This window comes from Bordetella genomosp. 9 (genome assembly GCF_002119725.1).
Classification (GTDB): domain Bacteria; phylum Pseudomonadota; class Gammaproteobacteria; order Burkholderiales; family Burkholderiaceae_B; genus Bordetella_C.
Map to the genome: position 1 here is coordinate 3,578,794 of NZ_CP021109.1, position 21,601 is coordinate 3,600,394.

A 21,601-nucleotide genomic window follows, 5' to 3' on the forward strand; every position below is an offset into this window, starting at 1 on the left:
GGCTGCGTCAAGGATTACTGTCCTGCCGAGCCTGCTTTTCCAGGCGATTGTCGATGTAGGCCTGGCCGCGCAATTGCTCGAGCCAATCGTCGAAGGCAAGCTGGGCGCGCCGTTCGAACAGCACGCGACGGGCCTGGAGTCGTTCGAGCTCGTCCTTGACGTCTTTCTCGCGGCGCTCAATCACCTGGATCAGGTGCCAGCCAAAGCGCGAATGAACGGGCTGGCTGACTTCCCCGGGTTGCAGCGCGTTCATGGCTTGTTCGAACTCAGGCACGGTCTCGCCCGGGTTGAGCCAGCCGAGATCGCCGCCTTGCGGCGCGCTGGCATCCTGTGAATTCTGGCGCGCCAGCGCGCCGAAGTCTTCCTTGCCTTCCACGATGCGCTGGCGGATCAGCTCCAGCCGCTGCCGGGCCTGATCGTCGCTCATCACCGCGGAGGTCTTGATCAGGATGTGACGCGCATGCGTCTGCGTGACCTGCACGGGGCCCTGAGGCAGGCGCACCGTGCCGTCGGAACCCGGGCCGGCCGCTTCCGCCGGCGGCGCAGGCGGCTGCGCCGGCGTCTGGGCGGGACTGCGCCCCGGGGCCGGCGCGCCCGCGCTGCGGCGATCGACGACCTTCAGGATATGGAAACCGTTGCCGCTCTGGATGACGCCGCTGACGCCGCCCTTGGGCACATTCGCGATGGCGTTGACGAACAGGTCGGGCCAACCTTCCAGCGGGCGCGCGCCCATGACGCCGCCCTGCAGCGCTTCGGGGCCATCGGACGCGGCCGCCGCGACGCTGGCGAAGTCGGCGCCGCCCTTGAGCCGCGCCAGGATGTCTTCGGCCTTCTTGCGCAGCGCCTCGACTTGATCTCGGGTGGCGCTTTCAGGCACGCGCACCAGGATCTGCGCCAGACTGACGATTTGCGGGCCGGACTGCGCGGGCTCAGCCGCGGGGGCGGAGGGCGCCGCGCGGGTCTGCGCCGGTGCGCCGGCCGGGCTGCCGCCCGCCTGGCGGCGCCGCTGCTCCTTCAGGAACGCATCGACTTCCGCGTCGGAGACGAGCAGAGTGGAATCCACCACGCGCTGACGCAGCCGGTCCGAGAGGATTTCGCTGCGGATACTGCGGCGATAGACGGACCACGGCAGCCCCTGCTTCTCGATCTCGCGCCGCATCTGCTCCACCGATATCCGGTTGCGCTCGGCGATGCTCGCGATGGCCTGGTCGACCTGCGCATCATCAACGCGGATATTCAGCCGGGCCGCTTCCTGCCGCTCAAGATTTTCCATGATCAGGCGCTGAAGCACCTGGCGTTGCAGCACCTTGGGGTCGGGCAGCTGGATGTTCTGCCGGGACAACTCCTGCGTCGCTTCCTTGACGCCTTCGTTGACCTCGCGCATGGTGATCACATCCTTGTTCACCACGGCGGCAATGCCGTCGGCGAACTGATCCGACTGAGCCGTTGGGGCCGCGGCGCCAGCAGCGGCAGCGGGCGCCGCCGCGGCTGCGGGTGGCGCGGACCGCGACGCCGCTCCGGGCGTCTTGGCCGGCGAGCTGGTCCGGCCCTGCGGCTGCGCGAGGGCGGCCAGGGGAAACGCGGCGCAGGCGGTCAACACCAGAATGCCGCGGCTGGCGCGAGCCCGCGAAAACACACTACCCATCATTCATACCTTTCGAAAGTCGTTCCAGGCACAGGCGGCGGATTCACCGACTGATATCCGGGGATGCTCCGCGACAGCAGCTTCATCGGGTCGGTACCGAGCGAACCCAGTCCGTTCAGCTCAAGCTGGAAGAACACGGCGGTATTCACTTCGTCCGCCGCGACGGCATAGCGCTGGAACACCACCCTGCCCGTCCAGCAGCAATCGCCTTTGTACTCCAGTCCGGCGATGGCCTGCGTGATACGGCGCGTATCCTGGATGGTTTCATTGTTCGTTCCGACCACCGGTCCGGTGTGCATCGAATAATCGATGCGGCCGACACCGTACCACCGCTCGCTGAACGGCCACTGGAAGGCCAGGCTGACCTGGTTCTGCCCCTGCGGCAGATAGGCCTGGCGTCCGCCAGTGCTGAGGACTGGCGGATCGCGTTGATAGCGGTAGGACAGCGACACGGTGGTCAGCCGCTGCGGCGACCAGCGCATCGAAACCAATCCCTGGTTCCAGTCGCTGTTGTAGGGGTCGTACTGCCCGCCCAGCGAAGCGGTCAACGTATCGGTCAGCGCCGCGCTGGTTTCCACCAGGAAGTTCGACCGGACGTTGGTGCGAGGCGTTTCGCTGGGCAGCGTGACGCGCTGATCGTCGAAATAGATCTGCTGCCCCACGGACAGGGACAGGCGCTCGAAGCCGCTGTTGGCGTCCAGGTAGCGTGTCGTCAGCGCGGCAGTCAGCTGATTGGCGTTGGCGATGCGGTCCCAACCGCCGGTGTAGATGTTTTCTTCGAATGCCTGCGCGAAGCTGAAGTTGGCCAGCGTCGTATCGTAGATCGGCATGCGGGACTGATCGCGATACGGCACGCGCAGGTAATACAGGCGCGGCTCCAGCGTCTGGATAGAGTCCTTGCCGAACAAAGTGGTATCGCGCTCGAACGTCATGCCGGCGTCCACGGACATGATCGGCACGCCGCGCGAAATGCTTGTGGGAAGCCCCGTTTCGGTTCCCATGATGCCCTTCGACCCGCCATACCAATCGGTGTTCTGGTACTGGGTGTAGTGATACCCGACCTTCGGCGTGACGTACCAGCCCGGGCGCACGATCGGGAACGACACGGTGGGATATATCTGCAGCCGGTCGCCGCTTTCGGGGCCGCTGTTGTTGTAGATGGTCGGGATGATGCTGGAGGGCACGCCGCTCAGGTTGCGGCGAAAGCGCGTCGCCGTGCTCGTCAACTCCGCATCGAAGCCATTCCAGTTGTAGCGCTGTCCTCGCAGGGACAACTGGGGTTCCATGTCGTACGGCGGCAGGATGGGAGCGTCCGGATCCTGCAGCGTCTGGTACTTGTACACCTGAACGTAGGTGGTCCAATACTGGTTGCTCCATCCCACCATGCCCTGCTTCGGCAGGTAGGTCGTGGACGCTTCGTTCAGCCCCAGCGTGGAGAAGTCGCGATAGTAATCGTCATCCGACACGCCCGTGATGTTCCAGCTGCCGAAGAAGCCGTTGCCCAGGGCCTGGTAGTGGCGCGTGGTGTACATCCAGCGGCTCTCGCCCGTCTGGTTGTCGCTCGGCAGATAAGTGCCGGCCAGCAAGCCGCTGTACGAGGATCCGAGGTAGCGGAATTCGCCGCCCAATTGCAACCCGCGCTTGGCCAGCAGCCGGGGGTAGATCGTGGCGTCGTAGTTCGGCGCCAGGTTGAAGTAGTACGGCGCCTGGAAATCGAAACCGCTGCGGCTTGTCGTGCCGTAGGTCGGGATAAGGAAACCGGACTTCCGCTCTTTTTTGATGGGGAACGTCAGATAAGGCGCGGCCAGGATGGGCACGTCCTTGAAATACAGCACGCCGTCATGGGCCACGCCTTCGTTTTCCTCGAAGTCCATGTCCACCGACTTGGACTTGATGTACCAGGACGGCTCCGAGCAACTGCACCCGGTGTAGGTGACGTTGGTCAGCCGCATCGCCGAGCGGCTGAAAATGTCGGCCTGATCCGCCTTCGCGAAGCCTCCGGTGGCGCCCAGCCAGAAATCCGGCGATTTCAGATTGCCGCTGCTGGTATCCACGTTGAACCGCATTTGCGGGGCGGTGGCCAGCGAGCCTTCGCGCATCAGCCGGGCGCCGCCCACGGCATCGACGTTCCCCGTGGCACGGTCATAGGTGATGCGGTCCCCCTTGAGCACCATATCGATGCGGCGCACCTCGGCGCTGCCGTCCAGCGTCACGGTAGAGTCCGGATCGCCGTCCATGGTGTTGCCTTCCAGGTACGCCGGAATCTGCTCGTCCGGCAAACGATGCACGCGCAACGACGGCGAAGACCGCAGGCCGAGCACTTCCACGTTATGCGAAGCGGCCGGGGAAGCGGACCGGGCGGCCGGCGCGCTCGAATTCGCTGACGTATCCGTTGCGACTTGGGCCTGGGCGGCCGAGGCGGCGCCAGCAAGGAATAGGATCAACGACCGGACGATGCGCACGTACGTGGGAACCTGGAAAAAATGGGCATGGGGCGCCGGGACGGCGCAACGCGCCGGCCCCGTCGAACCCGCGGGGACCCGGTATTATAGATAAGCTCGGCGTCAGCGCAGCCGCCGCGTTCCGAGCCCGCAAAAACGCATCAAAAACGTCCGCTACCCGTTTTCTCGCACAGGTCCTTTCTTGTCTTCCTCCGCCGATTCCCGCCTGGGCGCGCTGCGCGACTGGTTGCGCACCCTGCCCCACTCCCTGGCCCTGCAACCCGACACCCTGCGTCCGGCGTCCAGCGACGCCAGTTTCCGGCGCTATTTCCGCCTGGACGCCGCTGACGGCGCCGTCATCGTCATGGACGCGCCGCCGCCGCACGAGGACGTCCGCCCGTTCCTGCACGTGGGCGCCCTGCTGCGCGACGCCGGCCTGAACGTCCCCGCCGTGCTGGCGCAGGATCTGGAGCGCGGCTTCCTGCTGCTGTCCGACCTGGGCCCCTACACCTACTATCAGCGTATCCAGGACGGATGGGACGATACCCAGTTGCAAAAGCGCTATCGCGAGGCGCTGGCCGCGCTGGTGCGCATGCAACAGGCCTCGACACGGGGCCTGGCTTCCTATGATGCCGAGCGGTTGACAGCCGAACTGGAACTCTTCCCCGAGTGGTACGTTGCCCGGCACCACGGCGTCAGCCTGGCTCCGGACGAGCGCGAGCACTTGCGGGACGTGTTCGCATTGCTCTCGCGCGCCAATGCCGGCCAGCCCACGGTGCTGGTGCACCGGGACTTCCACTCCCCGAACCTGATGGCCTGCGAAGACCCCCGGCATGGGCCCAACCCCGGCATCATCGATTTCCAGGACGCGCTGGCCGGCCCCATCACCTATGACCTGGCCTCGCTGGTCACCGACGCCCGGACCACCTGGGAAGAGCCGCAGCAGCTGGATTGGGCGATACGCTATTGGGAAATGGCCCGCGCAGCGGGGCTGCCGGTGGATGCGGATTTCGCCGACTTCCACCGCGCCTACGAGTGGATGAGCCTGCAGCGCAATCTGCGCATACTGGGCGTGTTTGCGCGCCTGCATCATCGCGACGGCAAGCCGGGCTATCTGGGGCATATTCCGCGTGTCAACGCCTACGTGCGCCAGGTCGCCGGACGCTACGGCGTCTTCGCGCCGCTGATGCGCCTGCTGGACAAGCTGGACGAGCGCCAGCCCACGGTCGGGTACACCTTCTGATGCGCGCGATGATACTGGCGGCGGGCCGCGGGGAGCGCATGCGCCCCCTGACCGACACCGTGCCCAAGCCTTTGCTTCCCGCGGGCGGCAAGCCGTTGATCCTGTGGCATATCGAACGTCTCGTGGCCGCGGGCATGCGCGAAATCGTCATCAATCATGCCTGGCTGGGCGATCGGTTGGAAGCGGCGCTGGGCGACGGCAGCCGCGTCGGCGCACGGCTGCGCTACTCCCGCGAAGGCACCGCCCTGGAAACCGCGGGCGGTATCGCGCGCGCGCTGCCCATGCTGGGCGACGCCCCCTTCCTGGTGATCAACGGCGATGTGTGGTGCGACTGGAACCCGGCCCAGGCCCTCGAGCTCGCGCCGGATATCGACGCCACCGGCCGTCGAGCCTGGCTGCTGCTGGTGGACAATCCCGAGCACCACCCCGAAGGAGATTTCCACTTGCGGTCCGATGGCGCGATCCACCCGAATGAAGGCCAGCGGCTGACCTTCTCGGGCATTGGCGTCTATCACCCCGCGCTGTTCGCCGCAATCGCGCCGGGTACGGCTGCACGCCTGGGTCCGCTGCTGACGCAAGCGATCGCGGACGATGCCGTGAGAGGCGCGCGCCATACGGGCAAATGGGTCGACGTCGGCACGCCCGAGCGCCTCGCGGCGCTGGACGCCGAGCTGGGCGCGGCGGCAAGCACCTAGACGCCCTCCGCGCGCCGCCGCAAAAACCGGCGGCGCCCGCAGCGCGGATATTTCACAATATCAAGGTGCGCAACCAGGCTTGTCGAAATGGCGAAGCCTCGGCGGCTCGGGTTATTCTTTAACGCTTTGACTACGCTCACGGCGGCAGCGCACTGGATGCGCGGCGCCCAGGCAATCACTGCCCGGCCGCGGCGCCGCAAAGGTCCCGGCGCAAAAGGGCACGGCTTTGTTTTTTGGATGGATGGGATGTTCGGACGGTCGCAGCGCGCGGTTTTCAAACCTTCGGTTTATCAACCTGGAAAGCGCTCGCGCCGCATGCCGCGCTGGCTCGTGTTGCTGTTGGCCGGTGTGGTGATCGGCGCGGGAGGCGTGCTTTTCCTGCAGGCCAATTACGGCCCGCAGCGCCTCACCGTCGAACAATCCGAACAGTTGCACAGCGAGCTGAGCGCCGCCAACCTCGACCGCCAGCGCCTGCAGGGCCAGCTGGAAGAAGTCACGCAACAGCGCGACACCGCGCGCGCCACTCATGAAAAGCTGACCGCCGACCTGACCCAGGCGCGCCAGCAGATCGAAGCCTTGAATAAGGATCTGGCGCTGTTCGAGGCCGCCATTCCGCCCGACCCTCGCGGCGGCCCCATCGGTGTCCGCTCGGCGCAACTTGCGCGCCAGCCCGGCCAGTTGGACTACCAGGTCCTGGTCATGCGGGACAAGAACACCACTGGCGTGCCATTCAAGGGCACCTTGCAGTTCGTTGTGGAAGGCCGCTACCCGAACGGCCGCAGCGGAACCGTTACGCCCGACCCCCTGCCCATGGACCTGGACCGCTACGAGCACATGGACGGCACCCTGACCCTGCCGGACGGCTTCCTCGCCCGCGCCGTGACCATCAAGGTGCTCGATTCCGCGCAGAAACAGCAGGCCATGCGGATCTACTACGTGAAGGGCTGACGCAGGCGGGGCAAACGCCCCGCCCCTGCGTCCTTACAGCATCTTGCGCAGCGTGCCGTCCTTGAGCACAAACTGGTGCCAAAGGGCGGCCAATGCATGCAGGCCGATCAGGTAGTACAGGGCGTTGCCGATGAATTCGTGCACGTCATGCACGGTTTGGCGAGCGGCATCGTCCGCGCCGACAATGGCGAACGATAGCCCGGTGCCCATGAGCGAAACCGGCCGGCCCGCAAAGTTGATCATCAAAATTCCCAACAGCGGCTGGGCGATCAGCAGGACATAAAACAACAAGTGCAGCCCCCGCGCACAGGCGGCGAAAACGCCTTGGCCCGCTTCCGCAGCCGGCACCCCGTGCACCAGCCGCCAGAACAGACGCACCACCGTCAGGACCAGCACCGACAGCCCCGCCCACACGTGGATACCCGTCCACAACGCACGCGAATCGCTTCCACGCGGCCCGCGTACTTCGATGGCGAACAGGGCCAGCGCAACCAGTAGAAAAATCACCCAATGCAGGACGACGGCCGGACGGCTGTAACGGGCCAGGGGAACGGCGGCGGCCGATGACGGTGCGGACATCTTTCACTCCTGTGGCAACGAAAACGATGCGCCAGTTTATCCCGCGCCGTCACCACCTACCGCACAAACCACCAGACTCGAAAGCAAGCCGCACTTCAGGTGTGCCTCCAAAGCCACAGCCAAAGCCAAAGCCAAAGCCACGGCCAACAGCCACAGCACCACACCCCCAAAGCCCCCAGCCGCCACCCGATCCAGGACGCGCGGATCCGGCTCCGCCGGTCCGCTGCGTCGCCCCCCTAGAGGGGGGAAGCGCGTTAGCGCTTCGGGGGGTGGGTCTCTAACTAAAGAATTCCTTCACCCGGTCCGTCCAGGACTTGCTTTGCGGCGAGTGGCGGTCGCCGCCGTCGTTCAGCGAAGCCTCGAACTGGCGCAGGATGTTCTTTTGCTCTTCGCTCAAACGCACGGGCGTTTCCACCACGACGTGGCAATACAGATCGCCGGGATAGGTGCCCCGGACGCCGCGGATGCCCTTGCCGCGCAGACGGAAGGTCTTGCCCGACTGGGTGCCTTCCGGAATCGTGATCTCCGCCTTGCCGCCCAGCGTGGGGACCTGCAGTTCGCCGCCCAGCGCCGCCGTGGTGAAGGGAATCGTCAGCTCGCAATGCAGGTCATCGCCATCGCGCTGGAAGATCTTGTGCGGCTTGATATGGATTTCGACGTACAGGTCTCCCGGAGGCCCGCCGTTCAGGCCCGGCTCGCCATTGCCCGCGGAGCGGATGCGCATGCCGTCGTCGATACCCGCCGGAATCTTCACCTGCAGGGTCTTGTTGCGGCGGATGCGCCCCACCCCGTCGCAGTTCACGCAGGGATCAGTGATTTCCTTGCCGCTGCCGTGGCAGGTCGGGCAGGTCTGCTGCACGCTGAAAAAGCCCTGCTGCATACGCACCACCCCGGAACCGCCGCAGGTGCGGCAGGTCTTGGGCGAGGTGCCCGGCTTGGCGCCGGAACCGTGGCAGACTTCGCAATTTTCCCAGCTGGGCACGCGGATCTCGGTGTCGAAACCATGGGCCGCCTGCTCCAACGTGATTTCCAGGGCGTACTTCAGATCCGCGCCGCGGTAGACCTGCGGCCCGCCGCCGCGGCGCGCCGCGCCGCCGAAGATTTCGCCGAAGATGTCGCCGAAGGCGTCCGCAAATCCGCCGCCCATGCCCGCGCCCATGCCGCCCGCGGCATTGGGGTCGACGCCGGCATGGCCGTAGCGGTCGTAAGCGGCTCGCTTCTGGTCATCGGTCAGGACTTCGTAGGCCTCTTTGGCCTCCTTGAACTTTTCCTCGGCCTCTTTGTTGTCCGGATTGCGGTCCGGATGGTATTTCATGGCCAGCTTGCGATAGGCCTTCTTGATCTCGTCGTCCGAGGCGTTCTTGGCGACGCCCAGAATCTCGTAATAGTCACGTTTTGCCATGATCTTCCAGAGGCTTTTTTCTCTCGGGAGAGCCGCCGCGTTAGCCGGGACGACCCCGCGCCGACAAAAACCCGTCGCTCATACGACCGCGCCCGGGACCGGAAATACATCCGGTCCCGGGCGTTGCACCGTCATGCCGCGTTGCCGCTCATCACTGGTCGCGCTTGACTTCCTTGAAGTCGGCATCGACCACGTTGTCGTCGGCCGGCTTGGCGTTGTCGGCGGCCGTTTGCGACTGAGCCGCCTGTTGCGCCTGCATGTCGGCGTACATCTTCTCGCCCAGCTTCTGCGAGGCGGTGGACAGGGCCTGCACCTTCGCGTCGATGGCCGCCTTGTCGCCGTCCTTCAGCGTCGCTTCCAGGTCCTTGATGGCGTTCTCGATGTTTTCCTTTTCGGATGCATCGAGCTTGTCGCCATACTCGCTCAGCGACTTGCGAGTGGCGTGCACCAGCGCATCGCCCTGGTTGCGGGCCTGCGCCAGTTCGGCCAGACGATGGTCCTCGTCGGCGTTGGCCTCGGCGTCCTTCACCATGCGCTGGATCTCTTCTTCCGACAGACCCGAGTTCGCCTTGATGGTGATCTTGTTTTCCTTGCCCGTGCCCTTGTCCTTCGCGGACACGTGCAGGATGCCGTTGGCGTCGATGTCGAAGGTCACTTCGATCTGCGGCACGCCGCGCGGCGCCGGCGGAATGCCTTCCAGATTGAACTCGCCCAGCGCCTTGTTGCCCGCGGCAATTTCTCGCTCGCCCTGGAAGACCTTGATGGTCACCGCCGGCTGGTTATCGTCTGCCGTGGAGAACGTTTGCGAGAAACGGGTCGGGATGGTCGTGTTCTTCTGGATCATCTTGGTCATGACGCCGCCCAGGGTTTCGATACCCAGCGACAGCGGCGTCACGTCAAGCAGCAGCACGTCCTTGCGATCGCCCGACAGCACGGAACCCTGGATCGCGGCGCCCGCGGCCACGGCTTCGTCCGGGTTCACGTCCTTGCGCGGATCGCGGCCGAAGAATTCCTTGACCTTCTCCTGCACCTTGGGCATGCGGGTCATACCGCCGACCAGGATGACGTCGTCGATTTCCGACACCTTGACGCCCGCATCCTTGATGGCGATGCGGCACGGCTCGATGGTGCGTTCGATCAGGTCTTCCACCAGCGCTTCCAGCTTGGCCCGCGTGATCTTCAGGTTCAGGTGCTTGGGACCCGACGCGTCGGCCGTGATGTACGGCAGGTTGATCTCGGTCTGCTGGCTGGACGAAAGTTCGATCTTGGCCTTTTCGGCGGCTTCCTTCAGGCGCTGCAGGGCCAGCACGTCCTTCGACAGATCGACGCCCTGCTCTTTCTTGAACTCGCCGATGATGTAGTCGATGATGCGCTGGTCGAAGTCTTCGCCGCCCAGGAAGGTATCGCCGTTGGTCGACAGCACTTCGAACTGCTTCTCGCCGTCCACGTCGGCGATTTCGATGATCGAGATATCGAACGTACCGCCGCCCAGGTCGTACACCGCGATCTTGCGGTCACCCTTTTCGGACTTGTCCAGGCCGAACGCCAGCGCGGCCGCGGTCGGCTCGTTGATGATGCGCTTGACTTCCAGGCCGGCGATGCGGCCGGCGTCCTTGGTCGCCTGGCGCTGGCTGTCGTTGAAGTAGGCCGGCACCGTGATCACGGCTTCGGTGACTTCCTCGCCCAGGTAATCCTCGGCGGTCTTCTTCATCTTGCGCAGCACTTCGGCGGACACCTGCGGCGGCGCCAGCTTCTTGCCATGCGCTTCCACCCACGCATCGCCGTTGTCCGCCTTGACGATCTTGTAGGGCATCAGGTTGATGTCCTTCTGCACCTCTTTTTCTTCGTATTTCCGGCCGATCAGGCGCTTGACGGCATACAGGGTGTTCTTGGGGTTGGTCACGGCCTGGCGCTTCGCAGGCGCGCCGACCAGGATCTCGCCGTCATCCATGTAGGCGATGATGGAAGGCGTGGTGCGCGCGCCTTCGGCGTTTTCGATGATCCGGACCTGGCTGCCATCCATCACAGCCACGCAGCTGTTGGTGGTACCCAGGTCGATGCCGATGATCTTGCTCATGATGGATTACCTTGAATGGGTCGGTTTTCGTTGAATTGTGAAAAAAGCTCGGTTATCGAATAAGTGGGGCTGCCGTCAGGGTTTTCAAGCCTTGTCCTCGCGCAGGCGCCGCACCGCATCGGAAAACTGCGGCAGGCCCGGCCAGCCGGTGATCCGCCCCAGCCGCTTGCCATTGCGATACATGACGAAAGTGGGCACGCCGTGCAGCGAGAACCGGCGCCCCAGCGCCACGTCGGCGTAGACGTCGGCCTGGAACCACGTCAAGCCCAGGCCCAGCAGCTTGTCCTGGTGAAGGATTGCCGTCTGCTTGAACAGATTGCAGTTGTAGCAGTCCTTGCCCCACAGGAACACGCAACGCAGATCATCCCCGGGCGCCTGTACGACCTCGCGGTCGAAGCCGTCGCTGTCGACGGGCCGCATGCCGAACAGCTCGAAAACCTGGGAAGGATCAAACGCCTGCGCGCTGGACATGGAAGACTCCGTTCAGCTCTGCGGCCCCGCGGAAACCACCACCAGCGCGGGGCGCAGCACGCGGTCCGCAATGAGATAGCCTTTTTGCAGGGTCTGCACGATGGTATTGGCCGGCTGCTCGGAGGGCGCCGACGAAATCGCCTGGTGCTGGTGCGGATCGAACTTGGCGCCCACTTCGGGAGCGATCTCCATCAGCCGGTTGCGCTCGAACGCGGCGGTCAGCTGCTTGAGCGTGGCTTCCACCCCTTCGCGAAGGGTTTCCAGGCTCTGCTCCTGCTGCGCCAGCGCGGCTTCCAGGCTGTCCTTCACGGGGACCAGGCTCTCGGCGAAGGACTCGATGCCGAACTTGTGCGCCTTGGAAACGTCTTCCTGAGCCCGGCGGCGAATATTTTCCGCATCGGCGCGGGTACGCAGCAACAGATCGTAGTGCTCGTCCGCCTTGGCCTTGGCCGCTTCCAGCTGGGCGCGCAGATCGGCGACGAGATCCGGTTGCGTGTCCGCGCCTTCCGCGGCGGGCGCCGCCGCCGCGGTCTCGGCCTTGTCGGCCGGCTCGGCGGCTGCGTCGATATCGGGCCTATTCTCGGCAGGCTCGTTCTGTGCCGTCATGGATATTCCTCCGGTAAACGAATGACGTTCGCGACCTGTATGGGGTCCAATGCCCCCTTTTCAAGGCGGGTCAATGGAGACGGGCCGGTATTTCTTCAACCCCGGCGTCCGGACTTTTACCGATAGGCGCGGGTCACCGCACCAGCGTCGGGGCCCCTCCCCGGATTTCGCCGGGCCGCATTCTAGCCTGTCCCCGTTTGAAGGGTACGGGGAGGACCGGCGCCGGCCGAGCGGGCGCCCTGGCGCCCGGCGCCACGAATCAGCCCTGAACCGGCCAGCCTTGCAGATTGCGCTGGACCAGTTCGGCCAGCGCGGCGATCCAGGTCTCGTCGTCGTTGACCGCAGGGATATAGCGCAGGCGGCGGCCGCCGGCCGCGATGAAGGCGTCGCGGCACTCGACCTGGATCTCTTCCAGCGTTTCAAGGCAATCCGCGACAAAGCCCGGGCAGACCACGTCAATTTCCGTCACCCCTTCCTGGGCCAGCTGGATAAGCGTCGGCGCGGTATAGGGTTCCAGCCATCTTGCGGTGCCGAAGCGGCTCTGGAAGGTCACCGCCGCCTGCTCGGGCATCAGGCCCAAACGTTCGCGGAGCAGGCGCCCGGTGCGCAGGCAGTCCTGGTAATACGGGTCTCCCAGTTCCACCGAATATCTGGGCAGGCCGTGAAAACTCATGACCAATTTCTGGGGCCGCCCATGCTCCGCCCAATAGCGTTCGATCCGCCCCACCACGGCCGCCAGATAGCCGCCGTCGTCGTGGAAGCGCTTGACGAAGCGCAATTCCGGCTGGTCGCGCAGCCGGGCGGCGTAGGCCGCGACGGCGTCCACGGCGGTAGCTGTGGTGCTGGCCGCGTATTGCGGATACAGCGGCATCACCAGTATCCGTTCGCAGCCGCGCCGCCGCAGGGCGGTCACCGCCTCCGCCACCGAAGGCTGGCCGTAGCGCATGCCCAGCTCAACCTCGACATGGACACCCCGGGCGCTCAGCGCGCGGCTGACACCCTGCGCCTGGCGGCGGCTGTAGACCATCAGCGGCGAGCCCTCGTCCATCCAGATTCCCTGGTATCGCGGCACGAGCTTCTTGGGCCTGAGCGTCAGCACGAGCCCGTGCAGGATCGGCCACCACAGGTAGCGGGGAATCTCGATGACGCGCGGGTCGGACAGGAATTCGGCCAGGTAGCGGCGGATCTCGCGGGCGGTGGGCGCCTGCGGCGTGCCGAGGTTGACCAAGAGCACGCCGGTCTTGCCGGGACCGGTCGTCTGTTCCTCGAAAGGATCCGCCTGCTCGGGTTCGGGCAGGAAACGCTCGGGCCACAAGTACTTGAACGCACGCAGGAACACGCGGATTACCTCGTCAGCCGCCCCCGCGACAGGGCCGTGCCGCTTGATTAATGGTTATGACTCAAGGCGTTCGACAGCAGGCGGGCCGTAATGTCGACGATGGGAATGACGCGTTCGTAGGACATACGCGTCGGGCCGATCACGCCTAGCGTGCCGACCACTTTGCCGTCCACGCCGTAAGGCGCCGTGATGACGGAGACCTCTTCCAGCGGGACCAGCTGCGAATCGCCGCCGATATAGATTTGCACCCCCTGCGCGCGGCTGGAGACGTCAAGCAGCTGCAGCAGGTCGGTTTTCTTTTCGAACAGCGCGAACATCTTGCGCAGCCGGTCCATATCGGACGCGATATCGGTCACGTCCAGGAGCTTGCGCTCGCCGGAGATCACAACCGCGTCGCCGTCTTCCACAGCCTCGGTGCCGGCCTCGACAGCCGCCTGCATCAGGCGGGAAATGTCCTCCCGCAACTGGGCAAGTTCCGTCGCCAGGGTGCGGCGAACCGCGTCGAACGATTTGCCCGCGAAATGCACGTTGAAAAAGTTCGCGGCCTCGATCAGCTCATGCTCGGCATAGTCGCGCTGCACGAACAGGATACGGTTCTGCACGTCGCCGTCCGGCGTGACGATGATCAGCAGAACCCGCTTTTCGGAAAGACGGATGAACTCGATCTGGCGGAACACCTGCGCGCGTTTCGGCGTCAGCACCACGCCGGCGAACTGGGTGAGGTTGGACAGCAGGGCCGCCGCGGCATTGACCGCGCGCGCCGGCTCCGCGGCGGGCAGGCTTTCGCGAAGGTGCTCGGCCTGGATGTCGTAATTCTTGACCGCCAGCAGCGAATCGACGAACAGGCGGTAACCGCGCGGCGTGGGGATGCGGCCGGCCGACGTATGCGGGCTCTGGATGAGCCCCGACTCCTCCAGATCCGCCATCACATTGCGGATGGTGGCCGGCGACAGGTCGAAGACTTTGGAAAGCGTGCGCGAGCCGACCGGCTGGCCGTCGGCGATATAGCGTTCGATCAACGCCTTGAGCAATGCGCGTGCGCGGTCGTCCATGTCGCTATTTTATGGAATCTTTTTTGCAACGGTGGCAATTTTGTCCGGCAAAGCGAAATATGGCCCCATATAATCGTTTAATCCTAGCTCAAACTCTTACCGGACGCCTGTTGCAAGCATGCTTTTTCCCACCGTCGCCCTGATCGGTCGGCACCAGGATACTGGCCTGGACGCCCCGCTACGCGCCTTGGCCCAGATGCTGACCGGGGAAGGCCGCGGCGTGCTGATCGAGACGGACACCTCCCACAATACCGGCCTGACGGAATTCCCCGTCGCCTCGCTGAGCGAAATCGGCCAGCGCGCCAGCCTTGCGGTGGTGATGGGCGGAGACGGCACCATGCTGGGGGCCGCGCGCTACCTGGCGCCGCACGGCGTGCCGCTGATCGGGGTGAACCACGGCCGCCTGGGATTCATCACCGACATTCCGCTGCACGACGCCCAGAACGCCCTGGCCCGCGTGCTGGAAGGCAACTTCAAGGCTGAAGACCGCATGCTGCTGGAAGGCAGCATCTGGCGCGGGGACCAGCAGATGTTTTCCGCGTCCGCGCTGAACGACGTGGTGCTCAACCGCGCCGGACGCGGCGGCATGATCGAGGTTCGCGTCGAGCTGGACGGCAGCTTCATGTACACGCAGCGCGCGGACGGGCTCATCGTCGCCACGCCGACCGGCTCCACGGCCTACGCGCTGTCGGCCAACGGCCCCATCCTGCACCCGGGCCTGACGGCGATGGTGCTGGTGCCGGTGGCGCCGCAAACGCTTTCGAACCGGCCGATCGTCATTCCCGACACCGGCGAACTCACCATGACCTTGACGGGCATGGGCCGCGTCGAACACGGCGCGTCCTGCCACTTCGATATGCAAACGTGGTCCGACCTGCAACCCGGCGATCGCATCGTGGTGCGCCGCGCGCCCCACACCATCCGCTTCCTGCACCCCGAGGGCTACAGCTTCCTGACGACCCTGCGCCGCAAGCTTCATTGGAATCTGATGCCGCAGGCCTCCGACGCCGGAGAATGACGCCGCCATGCTGCGCACGCTTCATATCCGGGATTTCGTGATCGTGGAGAAGGCCGACATTCGCTTCGGCCCGGGATTCACGGTGTTTTCCGGCGAAACCGGCGCCGGCAAATCGATTCTGATCGACGCGCTTGCCCTGACGCTCGGCGAACGCGCCGACGCGGCCGTCCTGCGCGAAGGCGCGTCGCGCGCCGACATCAGCGCGGTATTCGATACTCCGGACGCCTTGCGCGACTGGCTCGCCGAACGCGAGATCGAGGCGGAGGACGAACTGGTGCTTCGCCGCGTGGTCGATCCGCAGGGCCGCAGCCGGGCGTTCATCAACGGCGTCCCCGCGACCGTGGCGCAACTTCGGGAACTGGGCGACAGCCTGGTGGACATCCACGGCCAACACGCGCACCAGAGCCTGATGCGGCCGGATGCCCAGCGGGAGCTGGTGGATGCGCATGGCGGGCACGGCGAACTGCGCCAAGCCGTGGCGCAGGCGTGGAAACGCTGGCGTCAACTGGCCCGCCAGCTTGAAAGCGCGGAGCGCGACAGCGCCTCGCTGGAAGCCGAACGCGAACGCCTGCAGTGGCAGGTCGATGAATTGGACAAGCTGGATCCGCGGCCCGGCGAATGGGAAACACTGCAAACCGAACACACCCGGCTGGCTCACGCGCAATCCCTGCTCGATGGCGCCTCCCGCACCATCCAGGCCCTGGACGGCGACGACGAATCCGCGCATAGCCGGGTGGTGGCGGCCGTCCACGTGCTGGAACAGCTCAAGCGCCACGATCCCAGCCTGCAAGGCGTTTGCGACGAACTGGAATCGGCTCGCATCGCGATCGCCGAAGCGGTGTCCGACCTGAACAACTACGTCAGCCGCGTCGAGCTCGATCCCGCCCGGCTGGCGCAGGCGGAAGAAAGACTGGGCGCCATGTTCGAGCTGGCGCGCAAGTTCAAGACGGAGCCCGAGACGCTGCCGGCAGTGCGCGAGTCTTTACAGGCCCAGCTGGCGGATATGAATGCGGCAGCGGATATCGGCGCCTTGCGTGCCCAGGCGGAAAGCGCCCAGGCCGACTACCAGAAGGCCGCCGCAAAGCTTTCCGCGGCGCGGCGCAAGACGGCCAAGGAACTGGGCAAGGTCGTGACCGAAGCGATGCAAACGCTCGCCATGCAGGGCGGCCGCTTCGAAGTCGCGGTGGAAAAAGCCGCGGCGTCGGCGCATGGCGACGACAGCATCGAGTTTCTGGTGGCTGGCCATGCGGGCACGACGCCCCGCCCCTTGGCCAAAGTGGCTTCCGGCGGCGAGCTGTCGCGTATTTCGCTGGCGCTTTCGGTGATCGCCAGCCGGGCCGCGCGCGTTCCGACCTTGATTTTCGACGAAGTCGATAGCGGTGTGGGCGGCGCCGTGGCCGAAGTCGTGGGACGGTTGCTGGGCGAACTCGGGCAGCGGCACCAGGTGCTGTGCGTTACCCATCTGCCGCAGGTCGCGGCACGGGCAGGCTCGCACTATCAGGTGAGCAAGGCGGAAAGATCCGGGACCACGCATTCGCGCATCGTCGAACTCGACGACGAGGCGCGGGTGGAGGAAATCGCCCGGATGCTGGGTGGAATCAAAATCACCGCCACCACGCGCGAACATGCCCGTGAAATGCTGGGCGCCTGACTGGGCGGCTCCGGCCGACAGGCCGTCCGCTCGGACGGGCGGCTGACGCGCCCGCCGCCGGCCCCGGATCGTTCAGCGCTTTTCGGCGCAATCGCCGCAGGTGCCGTACAGCACCATGGCGTGGCTTTCCAGCATGAAGCCGTTGTCCTTCGCGATCTTGTGCTGGCGCTTTTCGATTTCGTTGTCGTTGAATTCCACGACCTTTCCGCAGTTGGTGCAGATCAGGTGATCGTGGTGGTCGCCATCGTTCAGCTCGAAAACGGCCTTGCCGGTATCGAATTGACTGCGGGCCAGAATGCCCGCCTGTTCGAACTGGGTCAGAACGCGATAGACGGTGGCGAGCCCGATCTCGACGTTCTCGGCGATCAGGGCGCGATAAACGTCTTCGGCGCTAAGGTGGCGCTGCTCCGCTTTGCGGAAAATATCCAGGATCTTCAGGCGCGGAAAGGTGGCCTTCAAACCCATGGTCTTGAGGTCGCTTTGATCGCTCATGGTCTGGGTGGAGGTTCGCATGGCCGATGCAGCGGCCGCTCGTCCGGCATCGGGCGACTCGCGGGCCGTCCGTCAGGCGCCATGCGGAGTGACGGGATAAACCTTTATGATAACGGTTTTGCCAGAATCCATTCACGGGGGCCGCTCGGTGTCCACCATTGCACGTACCACTTCCCGCCGCCTGAAAGCGGTATTCGCCGTCGCGGCGATCGCGACCGCCCTGGCGGGATGCACCTCCGACAAATGGGGATTCCCCTATAAAGCGCCTATCCAGCAGGGCAATTGGATCACCAGCGAGCAGGTCGCGCTGCTTCGCCCCGGAATGACGCGCGAACAAGTGCGTTTCGCCCTGGGCAGCCCGACGCTGACCGACGTTCTCCATAGCAACCGCTGGGATTACCCCTACTACTACAAGCCGGGATACGGCCCCGCGCAGGAACGCAAATTCACGGTCTGGTTCGAGAACGACCAGCTCGTGCGCTGGGAAGGCGACAAGCAGCCCGACGTGCAGCCGTTCCAGATCGCCGATGAGCCGGGCAAGGCGGCGCCCGGTACGTCTACCGGCGGCGGCGCGGCGCGAGGCGCCGCGGCGGCGGGAACGGATGCGGCGAATCCTGGCGGCGCGGGGTTGCCGGCCGGCGTCGCGCCGTCGGACCGTGCCCCGGCCGATGCAGCGCCCGCCGGCGGCGCGCCCGCGCAAGGCGCATCGCCCGGGACGCCCTCAAGCGCCACGCCCACGGGCGCGCCCGGGGCCATCCCGGCCAGCCCCGCACAACCCATGCAGTAAACAAGGACTCGCCCGATGCGTATCGCGATCGCCGGCGCAGGCGGCCGAATGGGCCGCATGCTGATCGAAGCCACCCTGAATCATCCCGGTATGACCCTGGCCGTTGCGCTGAACCGCGCCGGCAGCGACCACATCGGCCAGGACGCCGGCGCGTTCCTGGGAAGGGACACTGGCGTGCTTATCACGGACGACCTCGACGCCCTTGCGAACGCCGACTGCCTGATCGACTTTACGCGCCCGGAAGGGACGCTGCGTCATTTGGACGCGTGCGTGAAACACAAGGTCAGGATGGTGATCGGCACCACAGGCTTCGACGACGCCGGACGCGCCGCCATTGCGCGTGCGGCGGAACAGGTTGCGGTGGTATTCGCGCCGAACATGAGCGTGGGCGTGAACGCCACGCTCAAGCTGCTTGACGTGGCGGCGCGTATTCTGAATTCCGGCTACGACGTGGAAGTATTCGAAGCGCATCACCGCAACAAGGTGGATGCGCCTTCCGGCACCGCCTTGAAAATGGGCGAGACCGTCGCCGAGGCCTGGGGCGTCAAGCTGCCCGATGTCGCCACGTGGACTCGCCACGGCGACACCGGGGTGCGGGAGCCGGGCACGATCGGGTTTTCCGTCGTGCGAGGGGGCGACATCGTCGGAGACCACACGGTCTTCTTCTGCGGCACCGGCGAGCGCATTGAAATCACGCATCGCAGCAGCAGCCGGGCCACCTATGCGCAGGGCAGCCTGCGCGCGGCCGCCTTTCTGCAGGATAAGGCCAACGGTCTTTTCGATATGCAGGACGTTCTGGGGCTGTAGGCCTATAAACCTACAAGCCTATAGGCCATAGGCGGGCATCCTGCCCCAAGGATGCGGACTCTCGAACCCGCCCGAATCCCGGCTCCCGGGCCGGTCCGCAGACCCGGGCCGGCAGCTCGTTTGGGGCTCAAGGCAACACCGGCTCGCGCTCCAGCTCCACGCCGAATCGCGTCCGCACGTCGGATTGGATGGCGTCCGCCAGCGCGAGGATGTCGGCGGCCGTGGCGCCCCCGCGGTTCACCAGCACCAGGGCCTGGCGGTCGTGAACGCCAGCCGGACCCCGGTTCCGTCCTTTCCACCCGCATTGATCGATCAGCCACCCTGCCGCCAGTTTGTAGCGGCCGTCCGGCTGCGCGTACGACACCAGCGCCGGATAGCGTTCTCGCAGCGCGGCGTGCGCCTCCGCCGTCACGATGGGATTCTTGAAGAAGCTGCCCGCGTTGCCGATCACTGCGGGATCGGGCAGCTTTTGCCGGCGGATCTCACATACGGCATCGAAGATCGCACGCGCGGAGGGCGGGGGTCCGCCCTCGCCGCCCAGAGCGGGATGCCGGCGCAGATCCGGATACGCCAGGACGGGGCGCCATGGCCGGGGCAAGGCGAAGCGCACTGACACGATCAGCCAGCGTCCGGGCTCGTCGTGCTTGAAGCGGCTGTCGCGATACGCGAATCGGCAATCGCCTGCGGTCATCTCGACCATCCGGCCGGCGGCCACGTCCCAGGCGCTCAGACCGATCAGCCGCTGGTCCAGTTCCACGCCATAGGCGCCGATGTTCTGAACGGGCGCGGCGCCCACGGTCCCCGGGATCAAAGCCAGGTTTTCCAGCCCGTCCCAGCCATTGGCCAGGCAGCGGCCCACGAAGCCATGCCAGTTCTCGCCGCCGCCCGCTTCGACGATCCACGCATCCGCGCGCGCTTCCACGAGGCGAATGCCGGGGATGGCCATGTGGACGACGAGACCTTCCACTTCGTGCGGCAGCACGACATTGCTGCCGCCGCCCAGGATGAACACACGCGAATGGCGCCTGGCGAGGGATGACAAGACCGGCAACTGCGCAAGGGACGTGATCCGCACATAGGCTCGGGCGGACGAGGCCAGCCCGAAGGTATTGAAAGGCGTAAGATCCGCCGCCATCGGCGTGAGCGAGTCCGTATCGGTCCGGGGCGCCGATGCATTTGACATTACGTTTGGCTACCTGATATAGTTTTGGTCTTCGCTGATTTTACGCGAACGCGGTGCTGCGGTAGTTTTGCAGCCCAGCACAATGCGGGAATAGCTCAGTTGGTAGAGCGCAACCTTGCCAAGGTTGAGGTCGCGAGTTCGAGACTCGTTTCCCGCTCCAATAATTCAAGATCTACAGACCTTCACTGACGTCTGTAAGTCGTCCGTTGAAAAAAGGAGCTTAGGCTCCTTTTTTCGTTCCAGCGATCGCCGAGACCAGCGCGACAATGTGCGCGAAATCGCTGCCCCGTGGCCCATCCCAGAAAAGGTGCGGCGCGTTCGCTGGTGGATGGACAACGCGGCAGTGCGCGAAGAGGCTTAATCGCACGTCCTGTGCAACAGTGACCGGGGTACGTCCTCATCGTACGTCGCTCACGAGTCGCCGCCTCCGCGCGTTCCCTTATCGAATTGATCTCCCTGAGCGCACCACCACTGCGTAAAGATCCGCGATCGTCGCCAATGCCCCTTCGTGCAGCGACGTGGCTTCGACATTGACGACGTCGGTTCGGATAGACCGCGTCGCGCAGGCATCGGCCACCACTGTCGGCTGATTGCCGCGCAGAAATGCGCCTTCGGCGGTGAAGGTCACACACATGTGTGTCATGAACCCGATGACGATGACCTGCTTGTTGCCAGCTGCGTCCACGCGATCGCCCAAATCAGTGCCGACGAACGCATTCGGTGCCGTCTTGACGATGACCGGCTCGTCGGCCAGCGGCGCGACGGCGGGATGAATCTGACCGATCTCGGCGGTGAGGTCGTAGGGCGAACCCTTTCCACCGTCGTGGACGACGTGGATGACCTTGGTCCCGGCGGCGCGCGCCCGGGTCAGCAGTTCAGATGCCGAAGTCAGGGCCGGCTGCCACCCGGCCAGTTCCATAACGCCGCGAGTGTAGGTGTTCTGGTAGTCCACGAGGATCAAGGTGGACTGGGCGAGCGCAGCGGGTGTGGCGTCCAGCCCATTGAGCTGGCGCAAGGTGGTCGAGGGATTCATGCTGAACTTCCTGAGTATGGGAAATGAAGGATTGCGGCCATCGGGAATGGCGGCATCGCCATGCTAGGAGTGCCGCGGAATGTCGGCAATGTCGTCTAACATGCAGATTCCGACATCGGGGCAGTGGACACC

19 protein-coding genes and 1 tRNA gene are annotated in these 21,601 nt (G+C 65.3%); 8 read left to right on the plus strand and 12 right to left on the minus strand.

Annotated elements, in window-relative coordinates; translation table 11 throughout:
- Positions 1 to 7: 7 nt before the first annotated feature.
- A complete protein-coding gene (locus CAL13_RS16440) occupies positions 8 to 1,648 on the minus strand; it encodes a peptidylprolyl isomerase (protein WP_232467681.1) in 1,641 nt (546 codons plus the stop codon).
- Positions 1,645 to 4,107: an LPS-assembly protein LptD gene (locus tag CAL13_RS16445; RefSeq protein ID WP_086072970.1), complete on the minus strand. Its 2,463-nt coding sequence runs from the start codon at positions 4,105 to 4,107 to the stop codon at positions 1,645 to 1,647. Before CAL13_RS16445 ends, CAL13_RS16440 begins: the two co-directional genes overlap by 4 nt.
- 181 nt (positions 4,108 to 4,288) lie before the next feature.
- Between CAL13_RS16445 and CAL13_RS16450 the strand changes: the two genes are divergently transcribed.
- The 3 genes from CAL13_RS16450 (at position 4,289) to CAL13_RS16460 (ending at position 6,972) form a co-directional block, all read left to right on the plus strand.
- Positions 4,289 to 5,329 (plus strand): aminoglycoside phosphotransferase family protein, encoded by a 1,041-nt coding sequence (locus tag CAL13_RS16450; protein WP_086072971.1) that lies wholly within the window; start codon positions 4,289 to 4,291, stop codon positions 5,327 to 5,329.
- Positions 5,329 to 6,024, plus strand: coding sequence for an N-acetylmuramate alpha-1-phosphate uridylyltransferase MurU (murU, locus tag CAL13_RS16455; RefSeq protein WP_086072972.1), 696 nt, complete (start codon positions 5,329 to 5,331; stop codon positions 6,022 to 6,024). Before CAL13_RS16450 ends, murU begins: the two co-directional genes overlap by 1 nt.
- Before the next feature lie 246 nt (positions 6,025 to 6,270).
- Positions 6,271 to 6,972, plus strand: coding sequence for a DUF6776 family protein (locus CAL13_RS16460; RefSeq protein WP_086059537.1), 702 nt, complete (start codon positions 6,271 to 6,273; stop codon positions 6,970 to 6,972).
- A 33-nt stretch (positions 6,973 to 7,005) separates the two neighbouring features.
- Here CAL13_RS16460 and CAL13_RS16465 read toward each other — a convergent pair whose 3' ends face one another.
- The 7 genes from CAL13_RS16465 to hrcA all read right to left on the minus strand — a co-directional run bounded on the left by CAL13_RS16465 (position 7,006) and on the right by hrcA (position 14,498).
- Entirely contained in the window at positions 7,006 to 7,551 is a 546-nt protein-coding gene (locus CAL13_RS16465; protein WP_086072973.1) for a cytochrome b, read from the minus strand.
- Positions 7,552 to 7,828: 277 nt separating this feature from the next.
- The gene (gene dnaJ, locus CAL13_RS16470) at positions 7,829 to 8,953 is read right to left on the minus strand and encodes a molecular chaperone DnaJ (protein WP_086058343.1); all 1,125 of its coding nucleotides are present in this window, start codon (positions 8,951 to 8,953) and stop codon (positions 7,829 to 7,831) included.
- A 151-nt stretch (positions 8,954 to 9,104) separates the two neighbouring features.
- Positions 9,105 to 11,030: a molecular chaperone DnaK gene (gene dnaK, locus CAL13_RS16475; RefSeq protein ID WP_086058344.1), complete on the minus strand. Its 1,926-nt coding sequence runs from the start codon at positions 11,028 to 11,030 to the stop codon at positions 9,105 to 9,107.
- A gap of 84 nt (positions 11,031 to 11,114) precedes the next feature.
- The gene (locus CAL13_RS16480; protein ID WP_086058345.1) at positions 11,115 to 11,501 is read right to left on the minus strand and encodes a thioredoxin family protein; all 387 of its coding nucleotides are present in this window, start codon (positions 11,499 to 11,501) and stop codon (positions 11,115 to 11,117) included.
- A 12-nt stretch (positions 11,502 to 11,513) separates the two neighbouring features.
- Complete coding sequence (gene grpE, locus CAL13_RS16485; RefSeq protein WP_086072974.1) at positions 11,514 to 12,107, minus strand: nucleotide exchange factor GrpE; 594 nt, start codon at positions 12,105 to 12,107, stop codon at positions 11,514 to 11,516.
- Between the two features lie 259 nt (positions 12,108 to 12,366).
- Entirely contained in the window at positions 12,367 to 13,446 is a 1,080-nt protein-coding gene (gene hemH / locus CAL13_RS16490) for a ferrochelatase (protein ID WP_086058347.1), read from the minus strand.
- Positions 13,447 to 13,493: 47 nt separating this feature from the next.
- A complete protein-coding gene (hrcA, locus tag CAL13_RS16495) occupies positions 13,494 to 14,498 on the minus strand; it encodes a heat-inducible transcriptional repressor HrcA (RefSeq protein ID WP_086058348.1) in 1,005 nt (334 codons plus the stop codon).
- 118 nt (positions 14,499 to 14,616) lie between these two features.
- On the opposite strand from hrcA, the gene CAL13_RS16500 reads away from it, so the two are divergent.
- Entirely contained in the window at positions 14,617 to 15,516 is a 900-nt protein-coding gene (locus tag CAL13_RS16500; protein ID WP_086058349.1) for an NAD kinase, read from the plus strand.
- 7 nt (positions 15,517 to 15,523) lie between these two features.
- Positions 15,524 to 17,167 carry a DNA repair protein RecN gene (recN, locus tag CAL13_RS16505; protein ID WP_086072975.1) on the plus strand — a complete coding sequence of 548 codons (1,644 nt, stop codon included), beginning with the start codon at positions 15,524 to 15,526 and terminating at the stop codon, positions 17,165 to 17,167.
- Between the two features lie 72 nt (positions 17,168 to 17,239).
- On the opposite strand, the gene fur is transcribed toward recN, so the two are convergent.
- On the minus strand, positions 17,240 to 17,659 hold the full coding sequence (gene fur / locus CAL13_RS16510) for a ferric iron uptake transcriptional regulator (RefSeq protein ID WP_086058351.1): 420 nt from the start codon (positions 17,657 to 17,659) through the stop codon (positions 17,240 to 17,242).
- A 157-nt stretch (positions 17,660 to 17,816) separates the two neighbouring features.
- Between fur and CAL13_RS16515 the strand changes: the two genes are divergently transcribed.
- Both CAL13_RS16515 and dapB read left to right on the plus strand, forming a co-directional pair.
- Positions 17,817 to 18,446 carry an outer membrane protein assembly factor BamE gene (locus tag CAL13_RS16515; protein WP_232467846.1) on the plus strand — a complete coding sequence of 210 codons (630 nt, stop codon included), beginning with the start codon at positions 17,817 to 17,819 and terminating at the stop codon, positions 18,444 to 18,446.
- 15 nt (positions 18,447 to 18,461) lie between these two features.
- Entirely contained in the window at positions 18,462 to 19,253 is a 792-nt protein-coding gene (gene dapB, locus CAL13_RS16520; RefSeq protein WP_086072977.1) for a 4-hydroxy-tetrahydrodipicolinate reductase, read from the plus strand.
- A gap of 127 nt (positions 19,254 to 19,380) precedes the next feature.
- On the opposite strand, the gene murB is transcribed toward dapB, so the two are convergent.
- On the minus strand, positions 19,381 to 20,436 hold the full coding sequence (gene murB, locus CAL13_RS16525; RefSeq protein WP_086072978.1) for a UDP-N-acetylmuramate dehydrogenase: 1,056 nt from the start codon (positions 20,434 to 20,436) through the stop codon (positions 19,381 to 19,383).
- An 84-nt stretch (positions 20,437 to 20,520) separates the two neighbouring features.
- Between murB and CAL13_RS16530 the strand changes: the two genes are divergently transcribed.
- Positions 20,521 to 20,596, plus strand: a tRNA-Gly gene (locus tag CAL13_RS16530).
- A gap of 279 nt (positions 20,597 to 20,875) precedes the next feature.
- Here CAL13_RS16530 and CAL13_RS16535 read toward each other — a convergent pair.
- A complete protein-coding gene (locus tag CAL13_RS16535; protein ID WP_086072979.1) occupies positions 20,876 to 21,469 on the minus strand; it encodes a cysteine hydrolase family protein in 594 nt (197 codons plus the stop codon).
- Between the last annotated feature and the right edge of the window lie 132 nt (positions 21,470 to 21,601).

Excerpts from the sequence above, each read along its gene's own strand:
- murU (WP_086072972.1), top strand. The coding sequence starts at position 5,329 with ATGCGCGCGATGATACTGGCGGCGGGCCGCGGGGAGCGCATGCGCCCC.
- CAL13_RS16460 (WP_086059537.1), top strand. The coding sequence starts at position 6,271 with ATGTTCGGACGGTCGCAGCGCGCGGTTTTCAAACCTTCGGTTTATCAA.
- grpE (WP_086072974.1), bottom strand. The coding sequence starts at position 12,107 with ATGACGGCACAGAACGAGCCTGCCGAGAATAGGCCCGATATCGACGCA.
- dnaK (WP_086058344.1), bottom strand. The coding sequence starts at position 11,030 with ATGAGCAAGATCATCGGCATCGACCTGGGTACCACCAACAGCTGCGTG.
- CAL13_RS16465 (WP_086072973.1), bottom strand. The coding sequence starts at position 7,551 with ATGTCCGCACCGTCATCGGCCGCCGCCGTTCCCCTGGCCCGTTACAGC.
- CAL13_RS16480 (WP_086058345.1), bottom strand. The coding sequence starts at position 11,501 with ATGTCCAGCGCGCAGGCGTTTGATCCTTCCCAGGTTTTCGAGCTGTTC.
- dnaJ (WP_086058343.1), bottom strand. The coding sequence starts at position 8,953 with ATGGCAAAACGTGACTATTACGAGATTCTGGGCGTCGCCAAGAACGCC.
- fur (WP_086058351.1), bottom strand. The coding sequence starts at position 17,659 with ATGAGCGATCAAAGCGACCTCAAGACCATGGGTTTGAAGGCCACCTTT.
- CAL13_RS16500 (WP_086058349.1), top strand. The coding sequence starts at position 14,617 with ATGCTTTTTCCCACCGTCGCCCTGATCGGTCGGCACCAGGATACTGGC.
- dapB (WP_086072977.1), top strand. The coding sequence starts at position 18,462 with ATGCGTATCGCGATCGCCGGCGCAGGCGGCCGAATGGGCCGCATGCTG.
- recN (WP_086072975.1), top strand. The coding sequence starts at position 15,524 with ATGCTGCGCACGCTTCATATCCGGGATTTCGTGATCGTGGAGAAGGCC.
- CAL13_RS16440 (WP_232467681.1), bottom strand. The coding sequence starts at position 1,648 with ATGATGGGTAGTGTGTTTTCGCGGGCTCGCGCCAGCCGCGGCATTCTG.
- CAL13_RS16535 (WP_086072979.1), bottom strand. The coding sequence starts at position 21,469 with ATGAATCCCTCGACCACCTTGCGCCAGCTCAATGGGCTGGACGCCACA.
- hrcA (WP_086058348.1), bottom strand. The coding sequence starts at position 14,498 with ATGGACGACCGCGCACGCGCATTGCTCAAGGCGTTGATCGAACGCTAT.
- murB (WP_086072978.1), bottom strand. The coding sequence starts at position 20,436 with ATGTCAAATGCATCGGCGCCCCGGACCGATACGGACTCGCTCACGCCG.